Raw genomic sequence first — 24,705 nt, forward strand, 5'->3', positions numbered from 1 at the left:
GTAAGAAGGATGAAAGTTGAATAATCACAAATCTATATTTATTTTCTGACTTCATCCTTCCTACTGGTTTTGAAAATCTCAATTTCACACAGCAATTGATTTTGTCGTTTATTTAGGAGAAATAGAACAATGGGTATGCCTCCAACCTTAAGTCGTGGTTCCACAGGTGATTTTGTACAAGGACTGCAACGTGACCTTTCTGCAAAGGGATATCTTGACACCAGTGCAGTTAGTGGCACATTTGATCAAGCCACTGAAGAAGCAGTTAAAGCATTTCAACAGGACAATGGCTTAACACCAGATGGAGTGGTTGGACCGCAAACAGGTCAAAAATTAGGTGGTCCTCCTGTTTAACCTAAACTCGTATAACTTAAATTATGATAACAACGCGGGTTGACGACTCAACCCGTGTTGTATAGTGTTTTACTTTAAAGAGATGGAGAGTTAAATAATGAGTACCCTTGAGAAAACTTCTGAATCTAATTTGTTAGAAAAACCACCATCTTCTGGAATGAATAGCATTCAGAGTGAGGCTTTTAAACGCAGTCTTCTGTGGCATGGTATTTTGTTCTGTACCTTAGGATTTATCCTTGGCTTGTTGATCCCTTTGTATGCCAATCCACGTGCGGGGCTAGCAGCCCATGCACTTTCAATCACACAGGGAATGTTCTTAGCAATCATCGGTTTATCTTATCCATACCTCAAGTTACCATTGTGGATTGCTAGAGCAAGTTTTTGGTCGTTTCTCATCAGTGCTTATATTGGTGTGATTGGTCAGATTCTGGCAGCAGCATTTGCTTTAGTGAGGATTTTTCCGATGACAGGACAGGGACTTCCCGAAGGTCCTGCGTGGTTGGAGACCGCTGTCGAAATACCTACCAAAGTCATGACCACTTTTCTCCTTTTAGCCTGTTTTGTTATTCTCTATGGCTTAAGGCAAACTAAAAGTGGTTCCGCTTCACCAGAAGAATCTATTTAGTCATTGCCATGTCATAGCACAATAATAGACTTCTGCGAAAATTAGATTTGAACTCAAGCAAAATAAGGAGTTACGTCTTATTTTCAAAGATATCTATTATTTTTAGACACTGGTTTAGGGAGAATTAAATGAAGTTTTTATCTTCGTTAATTACTATGACCTGATTGGGTACTACTTTAACTTATAGTATTGAAGCCAGACAATCAAAACTTAGCCAAAATCAGCCAAAATGTCATATTCCCCAGATTCGGTCGAATATCTAACCTCTCCTGAGACGACATCTATGAATCTTCCCTTTTCGGAAGCCGTACGTGTTGGTAACATGCTTTACCTCTCAGGGGTTATCGGAAACATCCCTGGGAAAAAGCAGCTTGTCACTGGTGGAATAAAAGCTGAGACAAAGCAAACTATGGACAATATTAAACGTATTATTGAGAGACATGGTTCATCAATTGACCGAATTATTCAATGCAAGGTAATGCTTGCGGATATACAAGAGTGGGGCCCTATGAACGAGGTTTATCTTAGTTATTTCTCACCGTCACGATTGCCTGCAAGAAGTGCCTTAGCCGCAACCGGTTTAGCTTTAAATGCACGAGTGGAAATGGAATGTATAGCGACACTCACTCCTATGATAGAAAGTTAAATTACCAGAATTGTCAAGCGAAGTATTAGTCAGGAGAGGGTAAACACAAACCATGAATCAGTCAAGCACAAGAAACCAACCGAAAAGTTCAACAAACATCTTCCAAGATAAAAATTTTTACATCATAAATCTTGTGACAGTGGTGGGAATTTTAGGGGGAACCCTCTATAACCCCGCACTACCAACCATACAAGACAAAATTTTTCATGTTACACCAGAGGAAGCTTCATGGATCTCGACACTTTTCCAGTTGCCCGGTGCGGTTATTACTCCAATATTTGGAATTTTAGCTGACGTTTTAGGCAGAAAGCAAGTCCTGATTCCTTCGCTGCTGGTGTTTGCCCTTGGTGCTGGGTTAAGCGGCTGGGCATCTAATTTCACGACCAATGTAACACAGCAATTTAGAATCCATTTAGGAGGGCGATTTGTACAGGGTGTTGGTGCTGCTAGCTTAGAACCGCTACAACTTACCGTTCTTAGCGATCTTTACCAAGGCAGAAAACTAGGCGCTGCAATGGCATTTAATGCCGCTTTGATTGGTATGAGTGGGGCACTTTTTCCGCTTATTGGTGGGATATTAGGCCAGATTAACTGGCAATATACGTTTTTACCAGGATTGGTTGCCATTCCAATAGCATTTTTGGTACTGGTGACACTAAGATTACCAAGAAGACCACAGAACACAGAGAAATTTCAACTCAAATCTTATCTACAAAGCACTTGGAACAGCATAAACAATCGTCACGTACTAGGGCTGTTGTTCGCAGTCATGTCTCTGTTCTTGCTGCAAACTTTATGTTTAACTTATATTCCATTCTTGGCGACAAAGAACTTCCAAACAACAGATTTGCAAAATGGGATTATCCTGACGAGTATGTCAATTGCGCTGGCGTTTTTCGCTGCTCAATTGGGACGCTTGACTCAAAGTCTTTCGGAAATTAAACTCATCAAACTTTCTTTTATTCTCTTTGCAGTTGCGCTGTTGATTCTTCCTATTATTCCTAACTTTTGGTTGATATTCATCCCAATGATTTTATTGGGTGCTGCTCAAGGTATCGCTCTTCCATCTTCCCAAGCACTGTTAGGAGGACTTTCTGCACAAGATTCTCGGGCTGGATTTATGGCGGTAAATACCTCTATTATGTCATGGGGACAAACACTTGGTCCGTTTCTTGGAAGTTTAGCCATCACATTTTGGGGACTACCAGCAGTCTTTTACTCCAGCGCCGTTTTTGCCGTTATTTCATTTGCAGTTTTCAATTATTTCCTAACAACTAAAATATTCAATTTCACTGCAAAAACCGTACAGGTCGAGCTTCCTGTAAACACCGATGAAACAACTTTAATTCCACCACAACCTGCATCTCCAACAAATATACAAACATCTATTGCACAGCTATTACATGTCCAAACTAACAGAGTCTTTGAATTGCCGGATAATTTTCAGGTCATTAATATCGGCAAGTCCAGCAATCGCATTATTCCCGAAGTGGATCTTTCAGATTTACCTAGTTCTGAACTTGTCTCACGTGTTCATGCCCAGATTCGTTTTGACGGAAACGAATACTATATCCAAGATCTGAACAGTTCAAACGGCACTTACATTAACAATTATCCAGTCATACCAGGTGTTTGGTACAAGTTAAAACCAGGTATTCGCATTGATATTGGGCGGCGAGACACGATAACATTCATGTTTGCGCTTGATGAGTAGCTATTATCGGTGCTCACAAGACTTTGATTTGTATTTATCAAATAGTATTCGTGTTTGCCGATGGAAATCAGGCATTCGTTTTAGTTTGGGTTAGTTCATCAAAATAGACGAACAGGTTTGGAATTAAGACGCTCAGCAATAGGTTTTAGCTGCTTAATTAAAGAAATCATATTTTTATAGTCAGGGGGTTCTGCATTTGGTACATATCCAACGTCTTGAACTATATTAGGAGGAGCATCTTTCATATAATTACGAATCAACTGTTGACGATTTATTTCGACATTCGGCCCAATCAAAACAGAACCAGATGGAACATTTTGAGAATCAGTGAATAATATACGAAATTTTGCTGCACCTAATTTCGTTTTATAAAAATTGTATTCTGTTGACGAAATGGCGCCAGCCGCAGCCTTTCCTTGTGCCACCAATTCAAGCACTGTTTTTGGTGTAGGAGCAGATAAAATCTCTGTCAATGTGAAACCGGAAAGATTACGCAATGGGAAATAATATCCAGTGGCGGAACCTGGTTGACCTAAGGCAATTGTCTTACCCTGTAAATCTTTTAATTTTCGTAGAAGACTGTCTTCGCGTACAACAAATATTGCTTGTGGATAGTCCTGGTTTTCAAGACTGAAAATTGGTGAATATTGATAGTTAGCACTTGCAATTGCAGCCAAACCTGGAGGAGCAAAAACTAATGACCAAGCACCACGCTGAATGCGCTCAAGGGCTATGTTTTCATTCAAAGTTGGCTCTAATTGAATAATTGCTTTCGTCTTAGCACCCAAATATTCACGGAAGCGAACAAATCGTTCTAGCGTTTGTTTTCCATCTCCATAGCTAATCATGCCAATTACTAACTCAAGTTCTTGATTTGATGTTTCTTCTGCTGCACAAGCGGTGAACAGAAGCAATGTCTGTAAAAGAAATAAACGTCGGGAAAGTTGAGATGACATCAAAGGTTTTTAGCAAAGATTTTTGGGATACTTTGTTATTATCTAATAATATTAAGCATTAAATCATTTTTCTACAAAAATGTTATAATGATATAAAAAATAATAATTTTTGATTCAGCAATAAAAACCATGAAAATACAAAATAAGGTTAATCTCATCTTAATAATAGTTTTTATTATTGGTATTTTTGGTAGTGGAATAATTTTAGAAAATGTATTTAAAAAAAATGCAGAGAATGAGGTAAGTTCTCAAGCCGAGATTCTCATGCAAATTGTCAACTCAGTTAGAAAGTATACTAACGACCGTGTACAACCTTTACTATTACCGCAGTTAGATACTCAACAGCAGTTCATTGCAGAATCCATACCATCTTATTCCGTTAGAGAGGTGTTTGAACTTTTCCGTAAAAATAAAGAATACGAAAAATTTGTCTACAAAGACGCTACACTGAATCCAACAAATTTGCGAGATAAAGCTGACGAATTTGAAACTAAAATCGTTGAAGATTTTATTCAAAAGCCGGATTCAAAACCCCGACATGATTTCCGAACCTTCTCTGGAGAAAAACGATTTTATATCGCCCGACCTTTTAAAATAGAACAACAGACTTGTTTGCGCTGTCATAACACTCCTGAAGAAGCTCCAAAAAGTCAAATAGCAACCTACGGACAAGAGCATGGTTTTGGATGGAAGCTCAATCAAATTGTTGCAGCACAAATAGTTTATGTTCCAGCTTCAAGTATTTTGAGCAAAGCTCGTAGCTCATGGGTTCAGATGATGGGAGTTGTAGCGATTATTTTTACAGTTATCCTTATTGTCGTAAATCAGTTGTTGAAAAAGACTGTACTACTGCGTATTAAAAAAATTGCTAATGTGGCAGAACAAGTTAGCGTTGGTGATATGAATGCCAATTTTGAAAAACAATCTAAAGATGAAGTCGGAGATTTAGCAGAAGCGTTCAATCGAATGAAGTACAGTTTAGAAATGGCTATGAATATGTTAAATAAAAATCGTAATTAGCCGTCTGAAATTGCGCTCAGCCGCAGACATCAAAAACCTTTTTAGCTGAGTAGCTTCTGCTATTTTCTACAGAAGTCTATTGACTGAGCATACGCCGCTCAAACTCTAAAGCTTGTTTGGTTTCGGGAATGTTCTTCGCTAATTTACTGATAAACTCCGTTAAGGAAATCTGCGGGTGAGATTGTAGAATATCTTTCACGACAAATTTAGCAATTGGACCAATTGAATAAGCCAACTCACGCTCGCATTTGGTAATAAAGTTGGCATCAATACCGGGAAGGAAATTTAGCTGGGATTGTTTGGTTGCTGAAACACGAACATCAGAATTAGAACGAGAAAAAGACTTCTGCGTTTGTGAATGCTCTGGTGAAGATAAGGAAGGAATTCGAGAAGGTGGATTGGAGAATAAATTTTCGTTGTGTTGCCATTTGAAGTCAGGCTTGTTCAGCAACACGCAAGCATCATCTTCCTGTTTGTTTTTCTCATTTTCAGTTTCTTTTGGCTTCTGCAAATCTTGAAAAATCGTGGCAATATTACCAGGTAAAATATCTATAACTGCTTGTGTACCTGATAGCCAAACATGCAGATTAATACCTTGACTTTGGAAAAAGGTTTGTAATTGAGCAATCCATTTAACAATTGATAAGCCAGCTTGCGAATTTGCTGCAACAAGGGTTTCTAGAAGCGTTTGAGAAAATAACTCTGGTTGCTTAGCCAGTGTTGCAGCAGCTATTAAACATTGTCCATACTCTGTGTCACATTGCAAATCTTCTATCCAATTCTCCACAGAAGTAGCTTCAGAAGAATCTGAAATAATGAAATCTAAGATAATGATTTGTTGAGTTTTTTGAGCACGGCGCAATTCTTGTCTTAAGGAAGAACGACTCAAGCGTGTTCCATCACTCAAAACTAACCAGGCTTCTTCGTGTTCAATTTCTTCGATGCGCCCGCGCAAATATAATAAGCATGTTGGTATATTGACGATTTTAGACAGTAAAAAAGGTTTTATTTCTGAATGATTATGCCAACGAGTCAATTCTTGAATAGTTCTCCGTATCTCTGACAAACTTTTACCTTGTCCTGGAAGATACTCAACTTCAAAACCGCCAGCACCAGCAAATAATCGACTCAACTCAATAGTTGTTTTGCTGTTAGAAAGTCCATCGAGTACAACCGCACGTCGCTGCTTGTAAGATTCAACTTTTGTTGGCTTGAATCCAACAATTAATTCTCCTACTCCTTCTACAATTCGTTTAGGTGTTTGCTGAGGATATTCTGGATATAATTGACGCTCTCCACGGTTGAGTTTTTGTTGATTAATCAAACGCAGTTGCTGATTTAATTTATCTATATATTGCTGGGTCTTGCGGTAAACATATTTGTAAAGTCCGTCTGCTTCAATCATTCCAGATGAATCAGCAGCCTCACCCAAAATTCCCCGCATTAAATAGTAAGTGAATACTCCATGTCCTAATTCCGGAAACTCCCAAGACTTTTGTCCTTGATCACAAGATAGCAAGGCACAAAATCCCTTACTTTGAGCAGCACGTTGTCTCAAGGCATTCATCATTACTTGCGTTGTAGGAGTGAGTGAAGTATTAGGGACATCTCCATCTCTGGCGGTACCACGGTTTCCCCCCAACAACTTCAAGTCACCGCTATGACAGGTATCTAAACAAAGTAACTGTTGATTAGCGGAACTAGTCCCTAACATCTGCAACAGATTTTGCATACCTAAGCCTGTACCCAGCAAGTTATCTTTATGGGTATCTGCCAAACACAGGACAGACTGCTGAGTATTAGGCTCTAACATTCCATGCCCTGAGAAATATAACAGGATGGTATCCTGGGATTTCGATTGTGAAACAATTTTTTGCAGGCTCCCACGAATCTTTTGCAAGGTAGGAGCTTGTGCTGCAAAATCGTGATGAACAATCACTTCTTTATTAGGAAATCCCTGGGTGGCTTTGCTAAGCGCTTCTCCTAACCCTTGGCAATCTAACGCTGGGTAGCGCAAAGAAGGCAAGGTTTGATCTTGGTATTCGTTAACGCCTACCAAGAGAATCCAAAGCTTGGCTTCTCCTGTTTTCAATATAGTAGTTGAGTCACTAGAACCACTAGAACTAATACCGAGGGGGCACATAATTACTACTTAATCCTAAAAAGAACTACGATAATTTTCTATAAGTCTGTTGAGTAAATCCTTATGAACTTGAGTTTTTCACTTCAGCAAATTGTTTTACTTTCGTCTAATCTAGCAAATTGATTGCGTTAAAGCACTCAAAGGAAAATTGATTTTCCACTCCTTTGCTAACTAAGGCACTTGAGCGTCATAACATCCACAACCTTTGCCCAGCCCAGATGACTGAGTTTAAGTACTTGTTATATTTTTATACAGTTATTAACGAATAATCTTTAAGGGTCTTACTTTTTGGTTAGCCTTCAATATTAAATACGCTTTTCCTCCGAAAATCAAATACTTTTACCTATATATTTAGTCACTGTGATTTTGATCAATTACGCCAATATTTACAAAACTTAATGACGAAAACAACGAAAACAGAAAAGTTATTATTAATTGTTATAACAAAAGGAAAAAACGGACTGTTATACTATTTCACGAAATGTTTGATATAGGAACCTGGTTTGATTTGGTGAGTCCAGCGCTGCGGGAAGGTTTCCAACGCTAGATACCTACGGAGGCTACGCAGACTAACAGAAGATAAGGGATTTTCAACTCGCTAATACCACTATGATCTGAAAGTCTTTGTCCTTTATACTTCTCCATTCAGATGACCAAACTCATTGAATACGAACAAGCCAGTGACGAAGTGCGTGTCGTATATGACGACATCCGCGCCACTCGTAAGACTGATTACATTAACAATTTTTGGAAAGCGATCGCCAATCATCCCCCCACTCTACGGCGAACGTGGGAGACACTCAAAGAAGTGATGACTAGTCCCGGCGAACTCGATCCGTTGATGCGCGAACTGATTTATATTGCGGTGAGTGTGACAAATGGTTGTGAGTACTGCATCGCCTCGCATACAGCAGGGGCATATGCAAAAGGCATGAGCGATGTTATGTTCGCCGAACTTATGGGGATTATTGCTACAGCAAATACAACCAATCGCCTTGCCAATGGCTACCAAATTCCACTGGATGAGCAATTCAAGACGTAGAGGCTTATCCTCACAGCAATAATTCTTTCAATTGTTAGGAATTTTTCTCTCAAATCACAATGAAATAATCAGCTTTAAGTAAAAGGGAAAAGGCTAAAAGTCAAAAGATTTATATTTCCTTTTTTCTTTTTCCTTTTCCTTGCTTTACACCTGATGCTTACTTAATATTAGCTCTAGCATCCCTAACTGCAGCAACAAAAAATAATCCTGTCAGTGGAATACTTATTGCCAGGATAATTGCAGTTATCTCAGTACCCAAGTCTGGTTGTCCAGAACCGAGTTCAAACATTGAACCGACTGCGGCTATAGCCGTAATACAAGAACCAGCGAGAAATAAACCGCTTTTTGGAGTCATTATATTCATTAGCGGACCACCCTATCTATTGGTTTTACAGCCTGATGTGAAAATCCATGCTTAGATAGCTCTTGCGTCAAAGCTAAAGAGTTTTCTACACGATCTACAAATACCACGCCGTTGAGGTGATCCATTTCATGCTGGATGCATCGTCCAAGTAAATCTCCAGCTTTTAATGTCCGGGGACGCCCGTGTTCATCTTTATAAGAAATTTCTACAACTTGCGGACGCTTTACATCCATGTAAACCCCTGGAATACTCAAACATCCCTCTTGCGCCATACAAATTTCACGGCTAACCTTTGTGATCGTGGGATTGATTAAAACCAGTGGTGGGTTAGCTGGGTTATCTGGTTCGCAGTCGATGACAATGAGTTGTTTGTTAACTCCTACTTGAGGCGCAGCTAAACCAATGCCATCCTTGCTGTACATAGTTTGTAGCATTTCGCGTACTACTTGACGAATTTCCTCATCAACTTTAGATACGCGCTTAGTTGCTTGACGTAGAACGCGATCGCCTAAATAATGAAGTTCTAATGGCGGATTTTGTAACTTTTTCTTTTCAACAGCGATTTCTATAGGCATGGTCTTGTAACTCAGTTGTGCTAACTAGGTTTTAATATATTGTCAGTTTTTTGATCTTAACAATTCCAGTCCCTTTCCTGAATTGGGTAAAACCCACCATTAACGGATGTAATGCCCATATCTGCTCTCAAGTTTATTTTGGTATAAGCTGGGCGATTGCACGCTCGGGCTGTCTCCCACCGGTACAAAAACTATTTACTCCTATGTAAAGACATACATCAGGGTGTATGAGTTTAATCCATTGAGTGACTTTTACTTATCTTAAGTAACAAATTATTTGTTACCTGACAGCGATATATTATATAAGATAAGTCAATCAAAAAAAGTTAACAAAAGTGGAACGCCCAATCAAGAAATCTGAGCGTCAGTCTTCTGAAAGCACTGACACCAAGTCAGAAAATTTGGATTCTATGCCCACTCCCCTACCCAGTCGCAAAAACTCAAAACGGAGTGATGACCGCTCTGAGGGTAGGGGCAAAAAAGCATCCTTTGGGGATGAATCAAGGCAACCGGTTAATCCGGCTTTGGCGCGTGGCCCCAAACCCGTTAAGCCGAAAGCTAATATCAAAACTGAGCCGGAAACCGAATTAGAACCTATTTCTGATGAGTCTCAAGATGAAAAAGTAGAATGATTAGGATAGTTCAAATAATGCCAGTTGAATAGCTTGGGATGTTTGGACATTATCAAGATTTGATAGTGAAATGCCCAGTAGCCGAATACTGCGATCGCTTAGTTCAATTGCTTCAAATAGTTCCCTTGCGACATAAGCGATAAGCCAGAAGCTTGACGCTAAGCGTATCGCACTCAATTATCTAATAAGAAAATGTACTTTTTATAAGGTATAATGTCTGATTCATAACTAAAAATTTATAATTATGCGATCGCAATGGGAATCTTTGCTGAAAAACCTCGGTGAATGGCAAGGTTCATTTACCCGTATCTCGCCTCAAGGTGAAATTCTAGAAGATACTCCCAGCGTAGTTTCCTTGGAAGGGTTAAACAACAACCAAACAATCCGCCAAACAATTCGCCTCGCTCAGGAAAATGAAAAAGCTTTTGAATACTCGTCCTTAGGACGTAGTGTGCTGTTTTTTGAAAATGGGGCGTTTTCTCAAGGTTCAACACAGCTTGGTCCATTTTCAGAATTTGGGGCAGAACTAGGTTTAATTTGGCAAAATCGTCGCTTACGTCTGGTTCAGTTATTTGACAAAAACCTCCAGCTAGACAAACTCACTCTGATTCGAGAACATCTGGCTGGAACCCAACCAGTACAACGTCCACCTTTAACAGTAGATGACCTTTTGGGAGAATGGCAGGGTGAAGCAGTGACAATATATCCAGATTGGCGTTCACCCCAAACTAACTCCACTAAAATGCAGCTACAACTTGATGGTGCTGGGCGATTAACGCAAAGCTTAACTTTTGGCGAACGCACAATCACTTCAACCGCGACTGTTAAAGACTCTATCATCCACTTCAACCAAGATCCTCAAAAGCAGATACAAGTCCTACTTCTACCTGATGGTGCTTCTGCAACCTCTTTACTCAAGTTGCAATTACGTCAACCACTTTTTCTTGAAGTCGGTTGGCTTATCCAACCAGACTTACGCCAACGAATGATTCGCAGCTACGACGACAAAGGTGAATGGGTTACGCTGACTTTGGTAACAGAACATAGAGTCAACAAGTAGGGGTATAGGGGTATAGGGGTGTAGGGGAGCCAGTACTGTTCGCGCAGCGTGGCACTTTGTGCCATAGGAGGGTTTCCCTCCGTAGGTATCTGGCGTGTGTAGGGGTACAAGAAAATAGGCGTTGCTGAATCAAGATATGAATTTTAAAATTCCCATTGATGTAGAGACGTTGCATGCAAGTCTCTACAAGGTTACAGGAAAATGAACATCGTACTACAACCATAATTCATTGCCAAATTCAGCAACGCCAGAAAATAAATGCATTTCCCCTCACACCCTTACACCCTTACACCCTTAGTTTCGGTCAAGTCTTTTGTCTAAATTGTTGAGAATTTTGATGATGTGCGAGTAAATTGAGTAAACTCCCCATCTTCAAAAGTTTCTTCCCAGTTGCTGGGTAAACGATGGGGATTAGGATTATCTTTTGTGGGTACGCACAGAAAAATATACTCACACTTAACCCCATCTAGCTTAGTTTCCGGTGTGATGCCCCAGTTCCCGATGTATGCGCCTGTAAGAGTTGCACCTCTAAAATCAGTTCTATCTAATTGTGCTCTTGTCAGGTTGGCTCTAGAAAAATCAGCATCTTGTAAGTTAGACTCATTCAGCACAGTTGCAACTAAGCTAGCATCTGCAATATTTGCTCCTTGCAAATTGATACCTTGCAGATTCCAGCCATCAAAATTTTGGTTTTGTAACTGTTTTGTCACCAATAGTTGTCTGATCTTTTCATCCTTAAGATAAGTTGTCCTAATATCAGCCAGATTCAGCTTTTTCGCTTGAAACCAACAGGTACGTGCCAAAATAGATTTTTTAAAGGTAGTGTTTTTAAGTCTTGCCTGCGTAAAGTCCGCATCTGTCAAATCACTTTCTTGAAAATTTGTAGCGTGTTTTGTCACCAAACCAAGAGCAAGATTGCTAATCCAGCTTTGCTTTTCATCTTGATATAAGCCACGGCTACTCACATCAGCAGACACAACTAAGGTTAATATTGCTACTACAGAGGCTGGTATTGCTGCGACGACACCAGCTATCTTTACAGCGCCTACAACTACTACTCCCGCTACAGCCCCTGCGACTGAGACTGTCAGCGCGACTGCCAATAACCCAGCGATAAGTCCTGCCACCACCGCTGCCCCGGATATGAGCACTAGCCCTGTTGCAGACACTATAACTGCCACAGCCCCGGTGACGACTACCGATACCACAGCTGCCAATTCCATCACCCGTGTCTGAGTGCCTGTCCCAATCCATGCTACAGCCACTATCCCAGCCCATACGACTGCTGCAAGCCCACATCCTATAACAGCCGCTGCCAAAAACCCACAGCCTGCTGCGACTCCTTGGCGCATAGAGATGAGAAAAAATATTAACAATATTATTGAACTGATGACAGTAACATAGACATTTTGACGGTTGCCATCAACTAGAATAAATCCTAGCAACGAACCACCAACAGCCGATAGCAATCCTGATACTGCCGATAGCAGCAACGCAAATATGACTAACGCAAATGCCCAACGGCGTTGTAGTCCTGCTTGCGCATGGCTGAAGTTTGCTCCTCTGAGTGTCGCACCTGTAAAGTCAGCACCTCGGATATCGCAATAAGAAAAATCTGCGCCTGTTAAGTCTTGCCCTTTAAAGGATTTGCCTCTTAGCTTAGCATTACGGTAGTTTTGAGCCACGTTTAATTACAATTAAATTGGGTACCTTTAACTACTAGTTGTAGGATATCAGTTTTTGGCAGATTTAGATAACAGATTGGCACTCACGAGGTTGCGATTTCTAAAAATGAGCCAGCCTTGCCAGTTCGGGGCTAGCGCCCCAAACTGGGCCTGATCTCGACTTTATCCAATTAAGCAGCGTAAACCTTATTATTTGGCAAAAGTTATAGCTTGGTGGCAAAAACTTTTTCCTACATTACTCATTTTGCCGAGTTTGAAAAAGTCAAAGTCTAAGCTATGTAAGGGTTTTAACGTATGCGAGGGCATTGCTTGAAAATGGATAAAGTCGAGCTGAGAGGATGTCTGAAAAGTATATGAAAGGTATATTTTGTCATTCTCAGACAATTGGAGTTTAGACTAATTTTTGATCTCAAACAGCAAAACCCTTATCCAGAGTGGCTTTCCCAATTTATAACAGCTTTATAATTCCGAAATCTAAAATGTTTGCAGTTATACAATAGTTCTAGCCTAAAAATAGAATTTAGTCTAAACTCCAAAAATTTTTAGGAATCGCAGTATCTACCTTTGTAGATTCTGTTGGTATCGTTAAATGCTTATTTATTCAGAACGGAAGTTTCAACAAAGGAGATAGTGCAGATGAACGATGAGCTAACCCCTGCAAACCCAGAACAGACGGATGCTTTATTATCTGACTTGCTACAAGAAGTTCAAAAATGGGAGGGAACTCTCGCTGGTGGTACAAAACTAGGCATTGGGGCGGAAGCTGTTGACAGTCTGTTTAAAACAAAGGTCAGTTTTGGCAATCCTCAAGACAAGTTAATTCGCCTCACAGAGAAGACATTTAAAAATAGTGGCACCGAATTGATTGACATTTACAAGCAACAGATGCGCGACCAGTTCGATTTTTATTACATGACTCATACAGTAGATTTACGCCCTGAGCGAGGCGCTCAGTTTTGGCGGTTAACCTGCGAGCTAGATTTTGGACCCAAAGGAAGCAAACAGCCAATTATTCAAAGCCTCTTCCCAGCCGATAAATGGCGTTCAGTGATGAGTTTTGGTGTAGGGATGGATGTGGGCTTGGGTGGTGACTTGCAATGGAGTATAGGAATCGATAGCTCCCAGTTGGCTCAATTTTTACCATCGATTCCTGATAACCTGAAAGCAAACGTGTCCACTAAAAATAATTTCAAGGCTTTTCTAGCCGTCCCAGCTTACGACTATCAACTTGGTTGTTCAGAAATTATCACTAATGGCGAAGGTAACTCTCTGTGTTACTGGCGTATTAATGATGACAATTTACAACGAATTGGGACGGCAAAATTTGCAATCGTCTTTAAAGTGCCCAAGGGAACTGATTCGATAACTGTGCGGGGTACAGTATGGGCTGAACCGAAGATGAACTGGTTAACTTCTACTTTAGAAGATGTAGCTGCTGCCTTGTCGGAGCGTTTTCAGAGATTGTTGGGACAAGGTGATGACGCTGCAAGCCAATTCGCCCGTGGTGATGCCGAGTTATGGAAGCTAACCCTTCCTAAATAAACCAAACTAAATCAGCATCACAAAAAGCAAAACCATACTCATATCTTGCACCTATCCGTAGAAAACCGTACAATCTAAAAATATGTATAATAAATCTACATGATTTTTCTGGGCTTTTTTCGATCAACAAAGGATTTTTGCTTGAATACTGAGTGACAAAACACTATCAATATTTCTTGGTGCAAGATGTGAGCATACCTAAAATTAATTATTTTCTATATGATGGTTGCAAAAAATTACTATATTTACCGCATTCGTGTAGCTAATGACGCGCGTGTGCAGGTACAAAAATGGAATGCTCAACATGAATCTAAGGGTGAACCTTCTGGTAACCTGCGCTATAAGGAGAAGCAGGAAGAGATTAAACAGCTTTTACAGATTGTTGGTAACAATGAACTGAAGAACTCGAAGCAGGCACGTACCCTTGGGGAAGTATTGTTTGAAGTTCTTTTTGACAGTACACTGCGTCAGGATTTTGTGAATTTTCATTTCCAGGTAGTGCAACAGGAAAAGCAATTGCTACGGGTAGAATTAGATATTGACGAACAAGGAATGCCTGAATTGGCTGCGTTGCCTTGGGAGTTTATGTGTTTACCTGCAAGTGCAAATTTGGGTGAGATTTGGATTGGCACAGATCCTTACCTAGTGTTTTCCCGCCGCCGCGCTCAATGGAACCCAGCACCACCAATTCAGCTTGAGCGTCGGGAGAAATTAAGGATTGCATTGGCGATCGCCGCACCGAAGGATTTGGGTACAGTTGAGTATCAAACAGTAAAATCGGGACTGGAAGACTTAGCGAAGGAGCAATCTGAACGTATTGAGTTATTGCCAATTGTCAATCCAGCCACTCCTAATGCTATTGATGCTCTGTTAGAAAAACAGCCCCATATTTTCCACTTTATCGGTCATGGTCGTTTGCAAGATGAGGATGGGGAAGAAGTTGGACAAATTGCTTTAGTAAAAAAAGTATTTAACACAGCATCATGGGTAGATGCTGGAGGTTTTGCTGAGTTACTAAATCGACATCGCCCAGGTATTGTATTGTTGCAAGCTTGTGAAAGTGCAATGTCTTCTACATCACAAGCTTTTGTAAGTGTAGCTTCGAAAATTGTGCAGCAGAATATACCTGTAGTCGTGGCGATGCAATACGAAGTATCTAATTTAACGGCAAGTCAATTTGCTTACGAACTCTACGAGCGATTAGCCCAAGATAGTCCGGTAGATATTGCCGCACAAAATGGACGACGTACAGTTGCACTCGATACACAGTATCGCAAACGCGATTTTGCTACCCCTGTCATCTTCATGCGTGTGCAGGATGGGTATTTATTTAAACGTCAGAGTGCGGAAGATGAGATACAGGGTGATAAGGTTTCAAGCGAATCTAGCCAACAGCCTGCTGCACAAGGCGGAACTCAGATTACCCAAAATGTGCAGCAGTATGGAGATAAAAGCAATAACTTTGGTCAAGCCAGTAATTTTAGGATAGGAGATGATTATTATCAGTCAGAATCATCTAAAAACAAGAATTATAAAAAATAAGATATTGGCTAGCAAGGAAGGAACAGTGTGGCTAACCATAATAATCTGAGTAACATTATTGAGCGTATCCTTAACGGAAGTCACACTAAGGAGGATATTGCCCAACTGCGGCGATCGCTCAAAATAGTTGACGGTGTGGTACAGTCAGTATCCCAAAACGGGAAGTTCAACACCAACATTGGGCAGATAACTGGGGGAGATATTCACTTTGGCGATCGCATCTACCAAGGCACTGATGCTGAAACCATCAAAGAGGTTTTGTTAGAAGTCCTGCAAATTCAATTTCCGCAACCCCTATCTCTTAGTCAAGAAGAACAACAGGAAGCAATTTGTCGATTTTTGCAAGATGTTGAGCAAAAGTTCAACAAAATTCGATTGTTTCACACTCAGTATGAGATTGTACTTAAAGAGCAGTACATTCCGATTCAAGTCACCCTTGAAAGGAAATACAAACATGAGGTGGAAACGACTTGGAGTTATGTAGAGTTGGAAGCAGACCTCAAACGCATTTACGCGCTCAAAGGTTCTGATGAAGAATCAAAGGGAACTGTTGTTAACTGGGAATATGCCAAAAAGGAAATAAAAAAAGAAACTAAACAAGAAAATTACAAAATAATGGTGTTGGCAGATCCAGGGATGGGAAAGTCTACATTGTTGGGAATGGAGGCAGTAACCTTCGCCCAAAAAGAACGGCAGAAGTTTGAAGGCAACAGAGAACTAAATGAATTAATCCTACCACTATTTCTGCGGCTATCCGAGTTAGCCAAGCATTCCAAAGAAGTAATTGATGCAGTTGTAGAATTAATTGAGCGGGATTACCCTAATACGGCACCACCCATAATTTATTTACTTAAGGAGAAATTAAAAAAGGGGCAGTGTCTATTGTTGTTGGACGCACTAGATGAAGTTCCCAAAGTTGAACGCAACAGGATTGAACTTAGAGAAAGGCTGAATCGCTTTGCACAGAATTATCCTTGTCCAATCATTTGTACTTCTCGAATTGTGGGCTATGCTGGCGCATTAATAGATGGGGCGAAGGAAGTAGAAATTGTCCCGTTTAGCGATCAGCAGATTGAAGAGTATATCAGAATTTGGTTTACTAATGCAGACGAATATTTAAGGAACAAGTCAGTGTGTGCAACGAAATTAATTCGAGAGTTGCACAATAAACCCCAAATTAGAGGATTGGTACAAAATCCGCTTCTATTGTCATTGATTTGTAGTTTGTATCAAGAGCAAGGATTAACACTGCCCTCTCGACGCGCTCAGGTGTATGAGAAAGCTTTTGAGTATATGCTAGGGAAATGGAGCCAAAACCGCAATGAAGAATCTGAGGGTAAGATAAGAGCAAAACTACGGTTGTTGGAATATCTAGCTTACTACTTTAGTGAAGAAAGTCAAGAAATATTTGAGTTTGACGATCTTTACGATCAAATTGAAGAATACTTGCAAGCAGAAAGAGTCCCATCTGATTTTAGGAATGTTTCGGCAAGTGAGCTAATTACAGAACTCTCTGAACAGAATGGCATTTTGCAAAAGTTATATGTGGAAAGTGACGAATATTTATTCCTGCACCGAACTTTTCAGGAGTATCTGACCGCATGTTATTTGGAACGAGCAAAGAATGGAATTGAATTAATTAAGAAACATCTTTGGGACTACGAGTGGCACGAGACTATTAGCTTGATGACAGGCTTGATGAAAAAGCCAATTCCCTTATTGCAAACAATTCTGAATGAAAAGGACGATATTTTTCAAACCTTGCTATTACTGACAGGACGCTGTGTTGCTGAATGTAATGAAACTTCGCATCCACTAATTGCCGAGATTATCAATCGCATCCACCAGTTTTGGGAAAGTTATGCGGATACTGCTGAATTTATTCGTCCAATTATGGTGGCGTTGGGACAAACACAACCCTATATGCTTGAGAAACTACGTCAGACCCTTCGCAATCCTAAACCTACCAAGAAAGCAGACATATCAGCAAGAAAGCCTTTGTTAATAAATCCAAATTATAGTTTACTACTAGAAACACTACCTATTATGGGTAGAATAGGAAACTCAACAGTAGTTACCGACATTTATTCTGCGCGTCAGTATGAAAAAACAGGCATTAATGAAGAAAAAACAGATGGATTCGTTGATAGAGCAGTTGCAGATGCACTAGAAACATTAGGTACTCCTGACGCTTTACATACTTTGCTATTTATGTATAACGGTGACAAGTTTGTAGGTAGACGGCGTAGGAGAGCCTGGAGAGGAATAGGTGTTGAGGCTTTAATTACTGTCATTACTGATCGAAATATTGATGGTTTTGTCAGAATGGAAGGGGCTTGGATTCTTGGTGACATGGGTAATAGTCAAGCCTTGGAAGTTTTACCACGTTTACTTATGGATCAAACAGAGGATGTTCGAGTACGTGGTCAAGCAGCTGTTGGTCTAGGTAGGTCAGGCAAGCCAGAAGCCTTTCAGTTCCTTATGAATGCTTTGTCTGACCCCAATCAAGAAATTGTTAATAAAGTTATTTGGGCATTAGGTAGATTAGGCAATCAAAGAGCAATATCTGCACTGATAGCAACTTTAAGGACAACACGAGATAGTCAGCTTATAGAATCTATTATGACTTCGCTGAAAGAAATTGGTGGCGAAAATGTAGTTAAGTCATTGCTTAACTTTCTAAAAGATGAGAGTTTTTCTGAGAAAGTTTTAGTAATTAAAACGCTAGGAAATCTTAAGAGTCCTCATGCAATCCCTACCCTTGTACAATGTGTTGATAATGAACAATTGCGAGAAGGTGCAATTTCAGCCTTGAGGACAATTGGTGTTTCTAACTATCTTGTCTTATCATCATTAGCTAAGTACATAAATGATAAAAAATATCGACGGCAAATCTTTTATACACTGATAGAAATTGGTAGTTCTGAATCAATAGCACTCTTGGCAGAACATTTAGGAAAAAAGGACGAGTTGGCAAGCGAAACTATCTCTCAAAAACTATGCTATTTAGGCTCACCAGAAGCCTTGCAAATACTGCTATCTGCAATGGTAAGTGATAATCAGGCAGTACGAGAAACAGTAGCTTCATGCTTAATGATGTCATCACAGTCTCGTAATAATCCCCAAATACTTCTGGCAATGGCACGATTTTCTAAAGATAGCAATCCCCAAGTTAAGAAACAAGGAGTTTATGGACTGCTTCAGGTTCATCCCTCTCAAGCAGTTGATGAAATACTCGAATCTATAAATCACCAAGAAACTCAGGATTGGGCGCTTGAATTATTGGGTAAGCTAGATAATGTAGCGCTAGCTAATAAACTAATCCAGCTATTACAAAAGACATTCGAGCAAATTAACGGTGAACTTCGGTATCGTGTTCTACAGCAAGTCATTAGTTCGCTTTCACAGATCAAAACTCCACAGGTAATTCAAGCTTTAGTTAGCTTGTTAAACGAACAAGATGCAACTATTAAAAGTCTTGCTGCCCATACCTTAGCCAAGTTAGGTTGTCTTGAATGTATTAGCGTACTCAAGTCAGAGTTAAACCATAATGACCAAAGCATTCGTAGTCAAGCATTTAAGGATTTAGTGAGTATTAATGCTCCCCAGGTCTGTGATGTGTGTATCGAGATACTAAATAAAAATAACTCTGATTCTTATCGAGAAGAAGCTATTTCAGCCTTAGAAAGGATGGCTACCGTAAATCATCTTGAACGTCTGATTCAAAACTTAAAAATAAATGTGTACCAACCTGATATCTTTCTCTTGATTAGACGTTTGGCGATTCGGTTTAGTAAAGAAGGAGTCCCATTTATTCCAGTTTATCCAGAAAACGTAAAAGGGATAAACGATAAGGAATGAAGGAAATAGTGATCTGCTAATGCTTCGACATTAGTTCATATAACTTAATTATTGCCTAGATTTTTGAAGGAATAATTTGGCTGATCAAGATATTCTGAATCAAATTCTTGAGCGTATCCTTAACGGAAGTCAGACTCAGGATGATATTGAACAACTGCGGCGATCGCTCTCGGCAGACAATCTGCAAATTGTATCACAACTAGGTAGATATAACGTTAATATTGGTGAAGGTAAAGAAATACATATAGGCGATCGCATTTACAACCAGTGGAATAAGGAAGCGATGGAAGCCCTAGTTAAAGCGATTCAAGAAACAAGCGGTATTCATCAAAATACTCAAGGTGGAGATGCAGCTGCAAGAGATATTGATAAACGTAATATTTACGAAAATTGTACATTTATTCAATTACTGGCTAAAGACACTAATTTTAGCAATCATTCTCAAGAATCCTTAAAAGATTTAGATTTTTCCGATATCCCTCAAGAAAGTATTCAGCAAGCATATCAAGACGCTTTACCTCCCGATGCTAGTGTGTGGAATTTAAAGGGAAATAATATTACACAAATATTACAGGAACTTGAGGAATTTAGAAGATTATTTGAATTTTTTAATCGGTTAAGTCAAGATGAAAAAGTTCCTCAAGAAATTCGTAATAAACTGAGTATCCTTGCTGAAGGAATAGCATCAAAAAAGTATCCAGAAGAGAATAAAGATAAATACTCAACAGATTTTTTTTCTAACAAAGAAGGACAGCTTGAATCCTATTTAATAGCTACCATTGAGCGTTGTGATGATGACAATGAGCAGTTTTTACTAAATGCTTGGTTAATTATTGATGACTCAGTACCGGTAAACGACTTATCCAAATTTATATCATTACTTGACCAAAATGAACAGCAGGAGGGAACATTATGTAAATTTAATGACATACCAAAACAACTCAACAAATTTCTGAAGACAAGTCTAAGACATCTTCGAGGTAAACAATATCAGCTAATTATTGAGGTATTTTTACCCAGTGATTTAATTAGTACAGAGGTAGATCGCTGGAAAATTTCTGACCCGATAGTAGAGGAAATAACTTTGGGGATTAAGTATCCAATTCGACTGCGATCGCTAGAACGTTTGAATCCTCACATCTTGCACCAATAAAAATTGATGTTTTTTAGTCACTCAGTATTAAACAAAAAATCCTTTATTAATCGAGAAAAGCCAAGAAAAATTATGTGGCTTTATCGCACATCTTTTTAGCTTGTACGGTTTTTTACGGATAGGTGCAAGATATGAGCTATGGAATTATCGTCATAAAGTAAAGAAATTAATGGATTTAAAATTTCCAGAAACACAAAAAGTCTTTGAAAAATGGAGTCAATTATGGGGATGTAAAATTACTTATTTTGCTTGTTCTTCTTTTGGTGTTATGGGACAACCACCCAGACCAAATTTTACATTTATTCGCACAGATGAAAGAGGAACTATTGGGGTAATTCGTAATTCATCACAATGGAAACCATTTGGTTTATTAGCACCCATTTATTGGCTGCATACAGGTAAACATGACCCTCGATTATAACAATAGAAATACCCCACCAACTAGGCTACCTGATTACGCTTAATTGCCTTTTGACCAAATTGCTAATCTATTGTTCACAAGTATTCAATAACACATATTGAACATATTCAAGAAATTCTGTATCGAGTTGAGAATGGACAGCAAACCGATGAAGATATATCATTTTTACGTCAGTTACTTCTGGCTGGCGAGCGCCAATTATCTTCAATAGCCAATTTAATTTCATCAGCATGAGTGTTTGTTATTCAACTTTTTTTTGTTTAACATAATTACGGAAATCATCTATTGTGAGTTGATTGAGCCATTGATGACGTTCTCTGGTATAGTCACCATAACCCACTTCTAATTGCTGTAAAAATCTCAGCGTTCCTGCTACCCCTAAAGCATCAATAAGAGCTTTATATCCTTGTTGCCTAATTTCCGTCAGTTTCATCATTATCATTCTCTGTTTGCAAAACATTCATTAACCAAATCGTAGGGTTTTCGACTTCTATGTTCAAAATACTTTGAAATTTTTTTGCTTTCCGAAGCAGTCGATCATCAGTCGTCAAAAATACATCAGGATCTCCAGCTTCTGCAAAAGCCAAATGTAACGCATCGTGAAATTTAAAACTCAACTTCATTAATTCTTCTGCTCTCAAATCAAGATTTTCAGTTGATTGAATATAAATCTTGGCTAAATTTAGTATCGATTTGACCTGTTGTTGTTTAAATGAGTCTGAATGTTGACTAACTTCAAATTCAATAATATCGCTATTCATCAATATCCACTTGCCATCTTCGCAATTTTGAATAATCTCCGTTACTGCTTCAGCCTCCATACGCATCCGAAATTGTTCGAAATTGTCTAGAGTTCAATTCAAACAACAAACATCGAGATAAATTTTGTAAATTTTACTCATGCTGTATTCTAAAGTAGAGAACAAGAACGATGCAAAGCTTTATCAAGTAACACCATGTACTCATCATCTTTCACCCCATAAGCACCAAACCTCTCCAAATGGGGATTCATCGTCTGAGCATCAAACATCACAAATCGCCTTTTGCGCAACAGTTCCACCAACTTCACCATCGCCACCTTTGAACCTTCTGGGATGCGGTAAAACATTGACTCGCCAATAAAAGCACCCCCAATCACAATTCCTAAAATTCCCCCAGCCAGTTCATCCCCTTGCCAAGTTTCAAAACTGTACGCCCACCCCGTCTGGTAAAGTTCCCAATAAATCTGTTTTAACTCTGGTGAAATCCAAGTTGATTCTCGGTTAGCGCATCCAGCTACGACGGCTTTGAAATTGCGGTTAATCGCAACGCTAAAACGCTCTTGATTCAGAACACGCTGCAGGGACTTGGGATAGCGAAATCTTTGATCTAAAGGAATAAGAGTGCGATCGCGACTCCCATACCACCCCAAGACATCATTCTCATCAGCCATGAGAAAATAACCTTGAGCATAGCCTTGAATAATAGTGGCAACATCATATTTCATAGAAATAAGGAATATAGTTCCAAAAAGCATAGACAAATATCTCATGCCGCTTGTTTATCAGGTGTAACGCTGACTGGGCGAACTACAACACCCTCTATCCCTTGGCTAAAAGCTGTCGGGATTACTTTTCTCAAAATATTGAAACTAGCATTGACATCGGCATGAATCAAGACACCAGTACCAGAACGGTAAACTCCTCTTTGAATACGTTTACCGCTAAATGTAACTAGTTTGCAGTGAGCTTGGACATATACTGGAATTGGGTCAAATTTGAGAAAATCAGCAAGACTAGTGTAAGACTCTTCATGAATAATCGTTTTAATTCCCACAAGTCGCGCTTTGTAACTCAACAATTCGACAAAGCGAGCGTGAGGAATAAAAACAAAATTTTGATTGTTTCGTTTCCCCATAAGGACTTGCTGTTTCCAAAATGGATTTTGACCAATTACCAAAGTGCCGATTTGATTCGCAATCAAGTGGTTGATAATTAATCTACTGGCTTTGTGCAGATAATCATCCACTTGAAAACTACGTTTTTTTGATAACTGTTGAATCCGTTTACTTGTGTGCTGCGAACCTTTTAATTGAGATTTTAGTTTAGAAGAGCGCTGATTGTAATATTGGTTGATTGACTTCAACGGTCTGCCGTTAACTAAAAGTGGGACAAACCCTACCTTGTTTGAAGTTACAGCCGCTAAATTATCAACTCCAATATCAATCGCAGCAATCAGATTTGGCTCGAAATTTAGAAGAGTTTCCTGTTTTTCATAAATCACCTCAATCACGTAATAATTTAACTTCGGGACAATCCGCACTTGACACAGTGTACCACTTTCAACGAAGGTTGGAATTTTTACCCCGGTTTTCGAGAGACTGATAAAACCTTTTTTTAAGAGGGTTTTACTTACCGCTTGGGCAGTATAAACAAGAAAATATCGACCTTTTTCTTTCTGTTTGTATTTTGGTAATTTTGGTCTACCTAAAAAGGCTTGACTGTTTTCCAGGTAAGCATTATTTGTTGCGAAAAAACTTAACCAAGCACGATGCAAACTTAATAAAACCTGTTGAGATACTTTTGCTGGTAATGCTCGATAAGGTTCGGACGAATCCAGTTGTTTATCTATTGTATTGTAGTTGAGATATTTCTTTTCATTCAAAAATGCTTGACGAATGTGATAGTTGGCAAAATTGTAGAGGTTTTTTGCTGCGAAACATAACTGATCAATTTCTTGATAGTGAGGATGGTTAGACTTAATGACGTGGCGCTCGACTAGCTGCATCTTACGAATCTTTTTAGTACGCAAATACTATCATTGACTTCCGCACCGAGTCAATTCACGTATAGAATTGTTTATATATGATCTTATTTGTCTATAATCTGATTTCAGTTTTCCAATACATAGTTTGTAGTCAGCGCTGAAGCGAGTACTACGAACATCTTTAATATAAAAACAAGAAAATGACGCAACCCATTCCACCCATCACCCTACCACCACCTCAAGATCCGATGCTTGAGGGAAAATGGTTACAGCAACGCTTGCATCAGTGGCTGGATGAAGAATTTATCCCGGAAGCAATTAATCAGACAATCGCCGAAAGGGCTGGACAAATTTTTGTACGTCAACGTATGGAAGGAGAAAACGACTTGGGTTCTCTGGTTATTGCCATTGTTACAGAGATGCAGTCGTTTGATTTTTCCAAAAGTTTCTACGGAGAGTTTGCTATTGCTAACGCCGTTAGCGACTTACTCCTAGAAAGTTTGGGGATTGACAAGTGTTGTGGGCAATAATAGGCAATAAATAATTGATGTCTGTTGTCCTTCGTCATTAGTCCTTGGTTCTTTGTCTAAAGCTAATGACTAATGACTAATGAACGGCAGGTGCT

At 39.4% G+C, this 24,705-nt stretch carries 25 protein-coding genes; 15 read left to right on the forward strand and 10 right to left on the reverse strand.

Features of this window, described 5'->3' with window-relative positions:
- Positions 1-129 precede the first annotated feature (129 nt).
- From DP114_RS13145 to DP114_RS13160, 4 genes are all read left to right on the forward strand, one after another.
- On the forward strand, positions 130-354 hold the full coding sequence (locus DP114_RS13145; RefSeq protein WP_169264467.1) for a peptidoglycan-binding domain-containing protein: 225 nt from the start codon (positions 130-132) through the stop codon (positions 352-354).
- Positions 355-451: 97 nt separating this feature from the next.
- Positions 452-979 (forward strand): hypothetical protein, encoded by a 528-nt coding sequence (locus DP114_RS13150; RefSeq protein ID WP_171976296.1) that lies wholly within the window; start codon positions 452-454, stop codon positions 977-979.
- Positions 980-1,262: 283 nt separating this feature from the next.
- Positions 1,263-1,625, forward strand: a complete 363-nt coding sequence (locus DP114_RS13155; RefSeq protein ID WP_246163156.1) for a RidA family protein — start codon at positions 1,263-1,265, stop codon at positions 1,623-1,625.
- Between the two features lie 52 nt (positions 1,626-1,677).
- Entirely contained in the window at positions 1,678-3,339 is a 1,662-nt protein-coding gene (locus DP114_RS13160; protein ID WP_171976298.1) for an MFS transporter, read from the forward strand.
- Between the two features lie 98 nt (positions 3,340-3,437).
- Here DP114_RS13160 and DP114_RS13165 read toward each other — a convergent pair whose 3' ends face one another.
- Entirely contained in the window at positions 3,438-4,295 is an 858-nt protein-coding gene (locus tag DP114_RS13165) for a phosphate/phosphite/phosphonate ABC transporter substrate-binding protein (RefSeq protein ID WP_171976299.1), read from the reverse strand.
- Positions 4,296-4,424: 129 nt separating this feature from the next.
- Between DP114_RS13165 and DP114_RS13170 the strand changes: the two genes are divergently transcribed.
- Positions 4,425-5,315 carry a c-type heme family protein gene (locus tag DP114_RS13170; RefSeq protein ID WP_169264462.1) on the forward strand — a complete coding sequence of 297 codons (891 nt, stop codon included), beginning with the start codon at positions 4,425-4,427 and terminating at the stop codon, positions 5,313-5,315.
- Positions 5,316-5,391: 76 nt separating this feature from the next.
- Here the strand turns inward: DP114_RS13170 and DP114_RS13175 are convergent, their stop codons facing one another.
- Positions 5,392-7,458 (reverse strand): caspase family protein, encoded by a 2,067-nt coding sequence (locus DP114_RS13175; RefSeq protein ID WP_171976300.1) that lies wholly within the window; start codon positions 7,456-7,458, stop codon positions 5,392-5,394.
- Positions 7,459-8,107: 649 nt separating this feature from the next.
- Here DP114_RS13175 and DP114_RS13180 point away from each other — a divergent pair.
- On the forward strand, positions 8,108-8,500 hold the full coding sequence (locus DP114_RS13180; protein WP_171976301.1) for a carboxymuconolactone decarboxylase family protein: 393 nt from the start codon (positions 8,108-8,110) through the stop codon (positions 8,498-8,500).
- Between the two features lie 157 nt (positions 8,501-8,657).
- Here DP114_RS13180 and DP114_RS13185 read toward each other — a convergent pair whose 3' ends face one another.
- Positions 8,658-8,855, reverse strand: coding sequence for a hypothetical protein (locus tag DP114_RS13185; RefSeq protein WP_169264503.1), 198 nt, complete (start codon positions 8,853-8,855; stop codon positions 8,658-8,660).
- An 8-nt stretch (positions 8,856-8,863) separates the two neighbouring features.
- A complete protein-coding gene (gene def / locus DP114_RS13190; protein WP_169264459.1) occupies positions 8,864-9,439 on the reverse strand; it encodes a peptide deformylase in 576 nt (191 codons plus the stop codon).
- A 335-nt stretch (positions 9,440-9,774) separates the two neighbouring features.
- On the opposite strand from def, the gene DP114_RS13195 reads away from it, so the two are divergent.
- Positions 9,775-10,071, forward strand: a complete 297-nt coding sequence (locus tag DP114_RS13195; RefSeq protein WP_171976302.1) for a hypothetical protein — start codon at positions 9,775-9,777, stop codon at positions 10,069-10,071.
- On the opposite strand, the gene DP114_RS13200 is transcribed toward DP114_RS13195, so the two are convergent.
- Positions 10,072-10,248 carry a DinB/UmuC family translesion DNA polymerase gene (locus DP114_RS13200; RefSeq protein ID WP_169264457.1) on the reverse strand — a complete coding sequence of 59 codons (177 nt, stop codon included), beginning with the start codon at positions 10,246-10,248 and terminating at the stop codon, positions 10,072-10,074.
- A gap of 67 nt (positions 10,249-10,315) precedes the next feature.
- Between DP114_RS13200 and DP114_RS13205 the strand changes: the two genes are divergently transcribed.
- Positions 10,316-11,131 (forward strand): DUF3598 family protein, encoded by an 816-nt coding sequence (locus DP114_RS13205; protein WP_171976303.1) that lies wholly within the window; start codon positions 10,316-10,318, stop codon positions 11,129-11,131.
- 317 nt (positions 11,132-11,448) lie between these two features.
- Here the strand turns inward: DP114_RS13205 and DP114_RS13210 are convergent, their stop codons facing one another.
- Positions 11,449-12,816: a pentapeptide repeat-containing protein gene (locus DP114_RS13210; protein WP_171976304.1), complete on the reverse strand. Its 1,368-nt coding sequence runs from the start codon at positions 12,814-12,816 to the stop codon at positions 11,449-11,451.
- Positions 12,817-13,452: 636 nt separating this feature from the next.
- Here DP114_RS13210 and DP114_RS13215 point away from each other — a divergent pair.
- The 6 genes from DP114_RS13215 (at position 13,453) to DP114_RS36290 (ending at position 21,569) form a co-directional block, all read left to right on the forward strand.
- On the forward strand, positions 13,453-14,358 hold the full coding sequence (locus DP114_RS13215) for a hypothetical protein (protein WP_169268409.1): 906 nt from the start codon (positions 13,453-13,455) through the stop codon (positions 14,356-14,358).
- A 219-nt stretch (positions 14,359-14,577) separates the two neighbouring features.
- A complete protein-coding gene (locus DP114_RS13220) occupies positions 14,578-15,900 on the forward strand; it encodes a CHAT domain-containing protein (RefSeq protein WP_246163158.1) in 1,323 nt (440 codons plus the stop codon).
- A gap of 27 nt (positions 15,901-15,927) precedes the next feature.
- A complete protein-coding gene (locus tag DP114_RS13225; RefSeq protein ID WP_169268408.1) occupies positions 15,928-19,761 on the forward strand; it encodes a HEAT repeat domain-containing protein in 3,834 nt (1,277 codons plus the stop codon).
- Positions 19,762-19,837: 76 nt separating this feature from the next.
- The gene (locus DP114_RS13230) at positions 19,838-20,914 is read left to right on the forward strand and encodes a VMAP-C domain-containing protein (protein ID WP_246163159.1); all 1,077 of its coding nucleotides are present in this window, start codon (positions 19,838-19,840) and stop codon (positions 20,912-20,914) included.
- Between the two features lie 169 nt (positions 20,915-21,083).
- The gene (locus DP114_RS13235; RefSeq protein ID WP_169268407.1) at positions 21,084-21,335 is read left to right on the forward strand and encodes a hypothetical protein; all 252 of its coding nucleotides are present in this window, start codon (positions 21,084-21,086) and stop codon (positions 21,333-21,335) included.
- Between the two features lie 96 nt (positions 21,336-21,431).
- Positions 21,432-21,569: a hypothetical protein gene (locus DP114_RS36290; protein WP_370469283.1), complete on the forward strand. Its 138-nt coding sequence runs from the start codon at positions 21,432-21,434 to the stop codon at positions 21,567-21,569.
- Between the two features lie 7 nt (positions 21,570-21,576).
- Here the strand turns inward: DP114_RS36290 and DP114_RS13240 are convergent, their stop codons facing one another.
- The 4 genes from DP114_RS13240 to DP114_RS13255 form a co-directional block, all read right to left on the reverse strand.
- Positions 21,577-21,771, reverse strand: coding sequence for a hypothetical protein (locus DP114_RS13240; protein ID WP_370460848.1), 195 nt, complete (start codon positions 21,769-21,771; stop codon positions 21,577-21,579).
- Entirely contained in the window at positions 21,749-22,162 is a 414-nt protein-coding gene (locus DP114_RS13245) for a PIN domain-containing protein (protein WP_246163161.1), read from the reverse strand. The genes DP114_RS13240 and DP114_RS13245 overlap by 23 nt, the downstream gene beginning before the upstream one ends.
- 83 nt (positions 22,163-22,245) lie before the next feature.
- Positions 22,246-22,821 (reverse strand): leucyl/phenylalanyl-tRNA--protein transferase, encoded by a 576-nt coding sequence (aat, locus tag DP114_RS13250; protein WP_171976305.1) that lies wholly within the window; start codon positions 22,819-22,821, stop codon positions 22,246-22,248.
- A gap of 41 nt (positions 22,822-22,862) precedes the next feature.
- Positions 22,863-24,101, reverse strand: a complete 1,239-nt coding sequence (locus DP114_RS13255; protein ID WP_171976306.1) for an RNA-guided endonuclease InsQ/TnpB family protein — start codon at positions 24,099-24,101, stop codon at positions 22,863-22,865.
- A 179-nt stretch (positions 24,102-24,280) separates the two neighbouring features.
- On the opposite strand from DP114_RS13255, the gene DP114_RS13260 reads away from it, so the two are divergent.
- Entirely contained in the window at positions 24,281-24,610 is a 330-nt protein-coding gene (locus tag DP114_RS13260; protein ID WP_169263734.1) for a hypothetical protein, read from the forward strand.
- Positions 24,611-24,705 lie beyond the last annotated feature (95 nt).

The organism is Brasilonema sennae CENA114, from assembly GCF_006968745.1.
GTDB lineage: Bacteria > Cyanobacteriota > Cyanobacteriia > Cyanobacteriales > Nostocaceae > Brasilonema > Brasilonema sennae.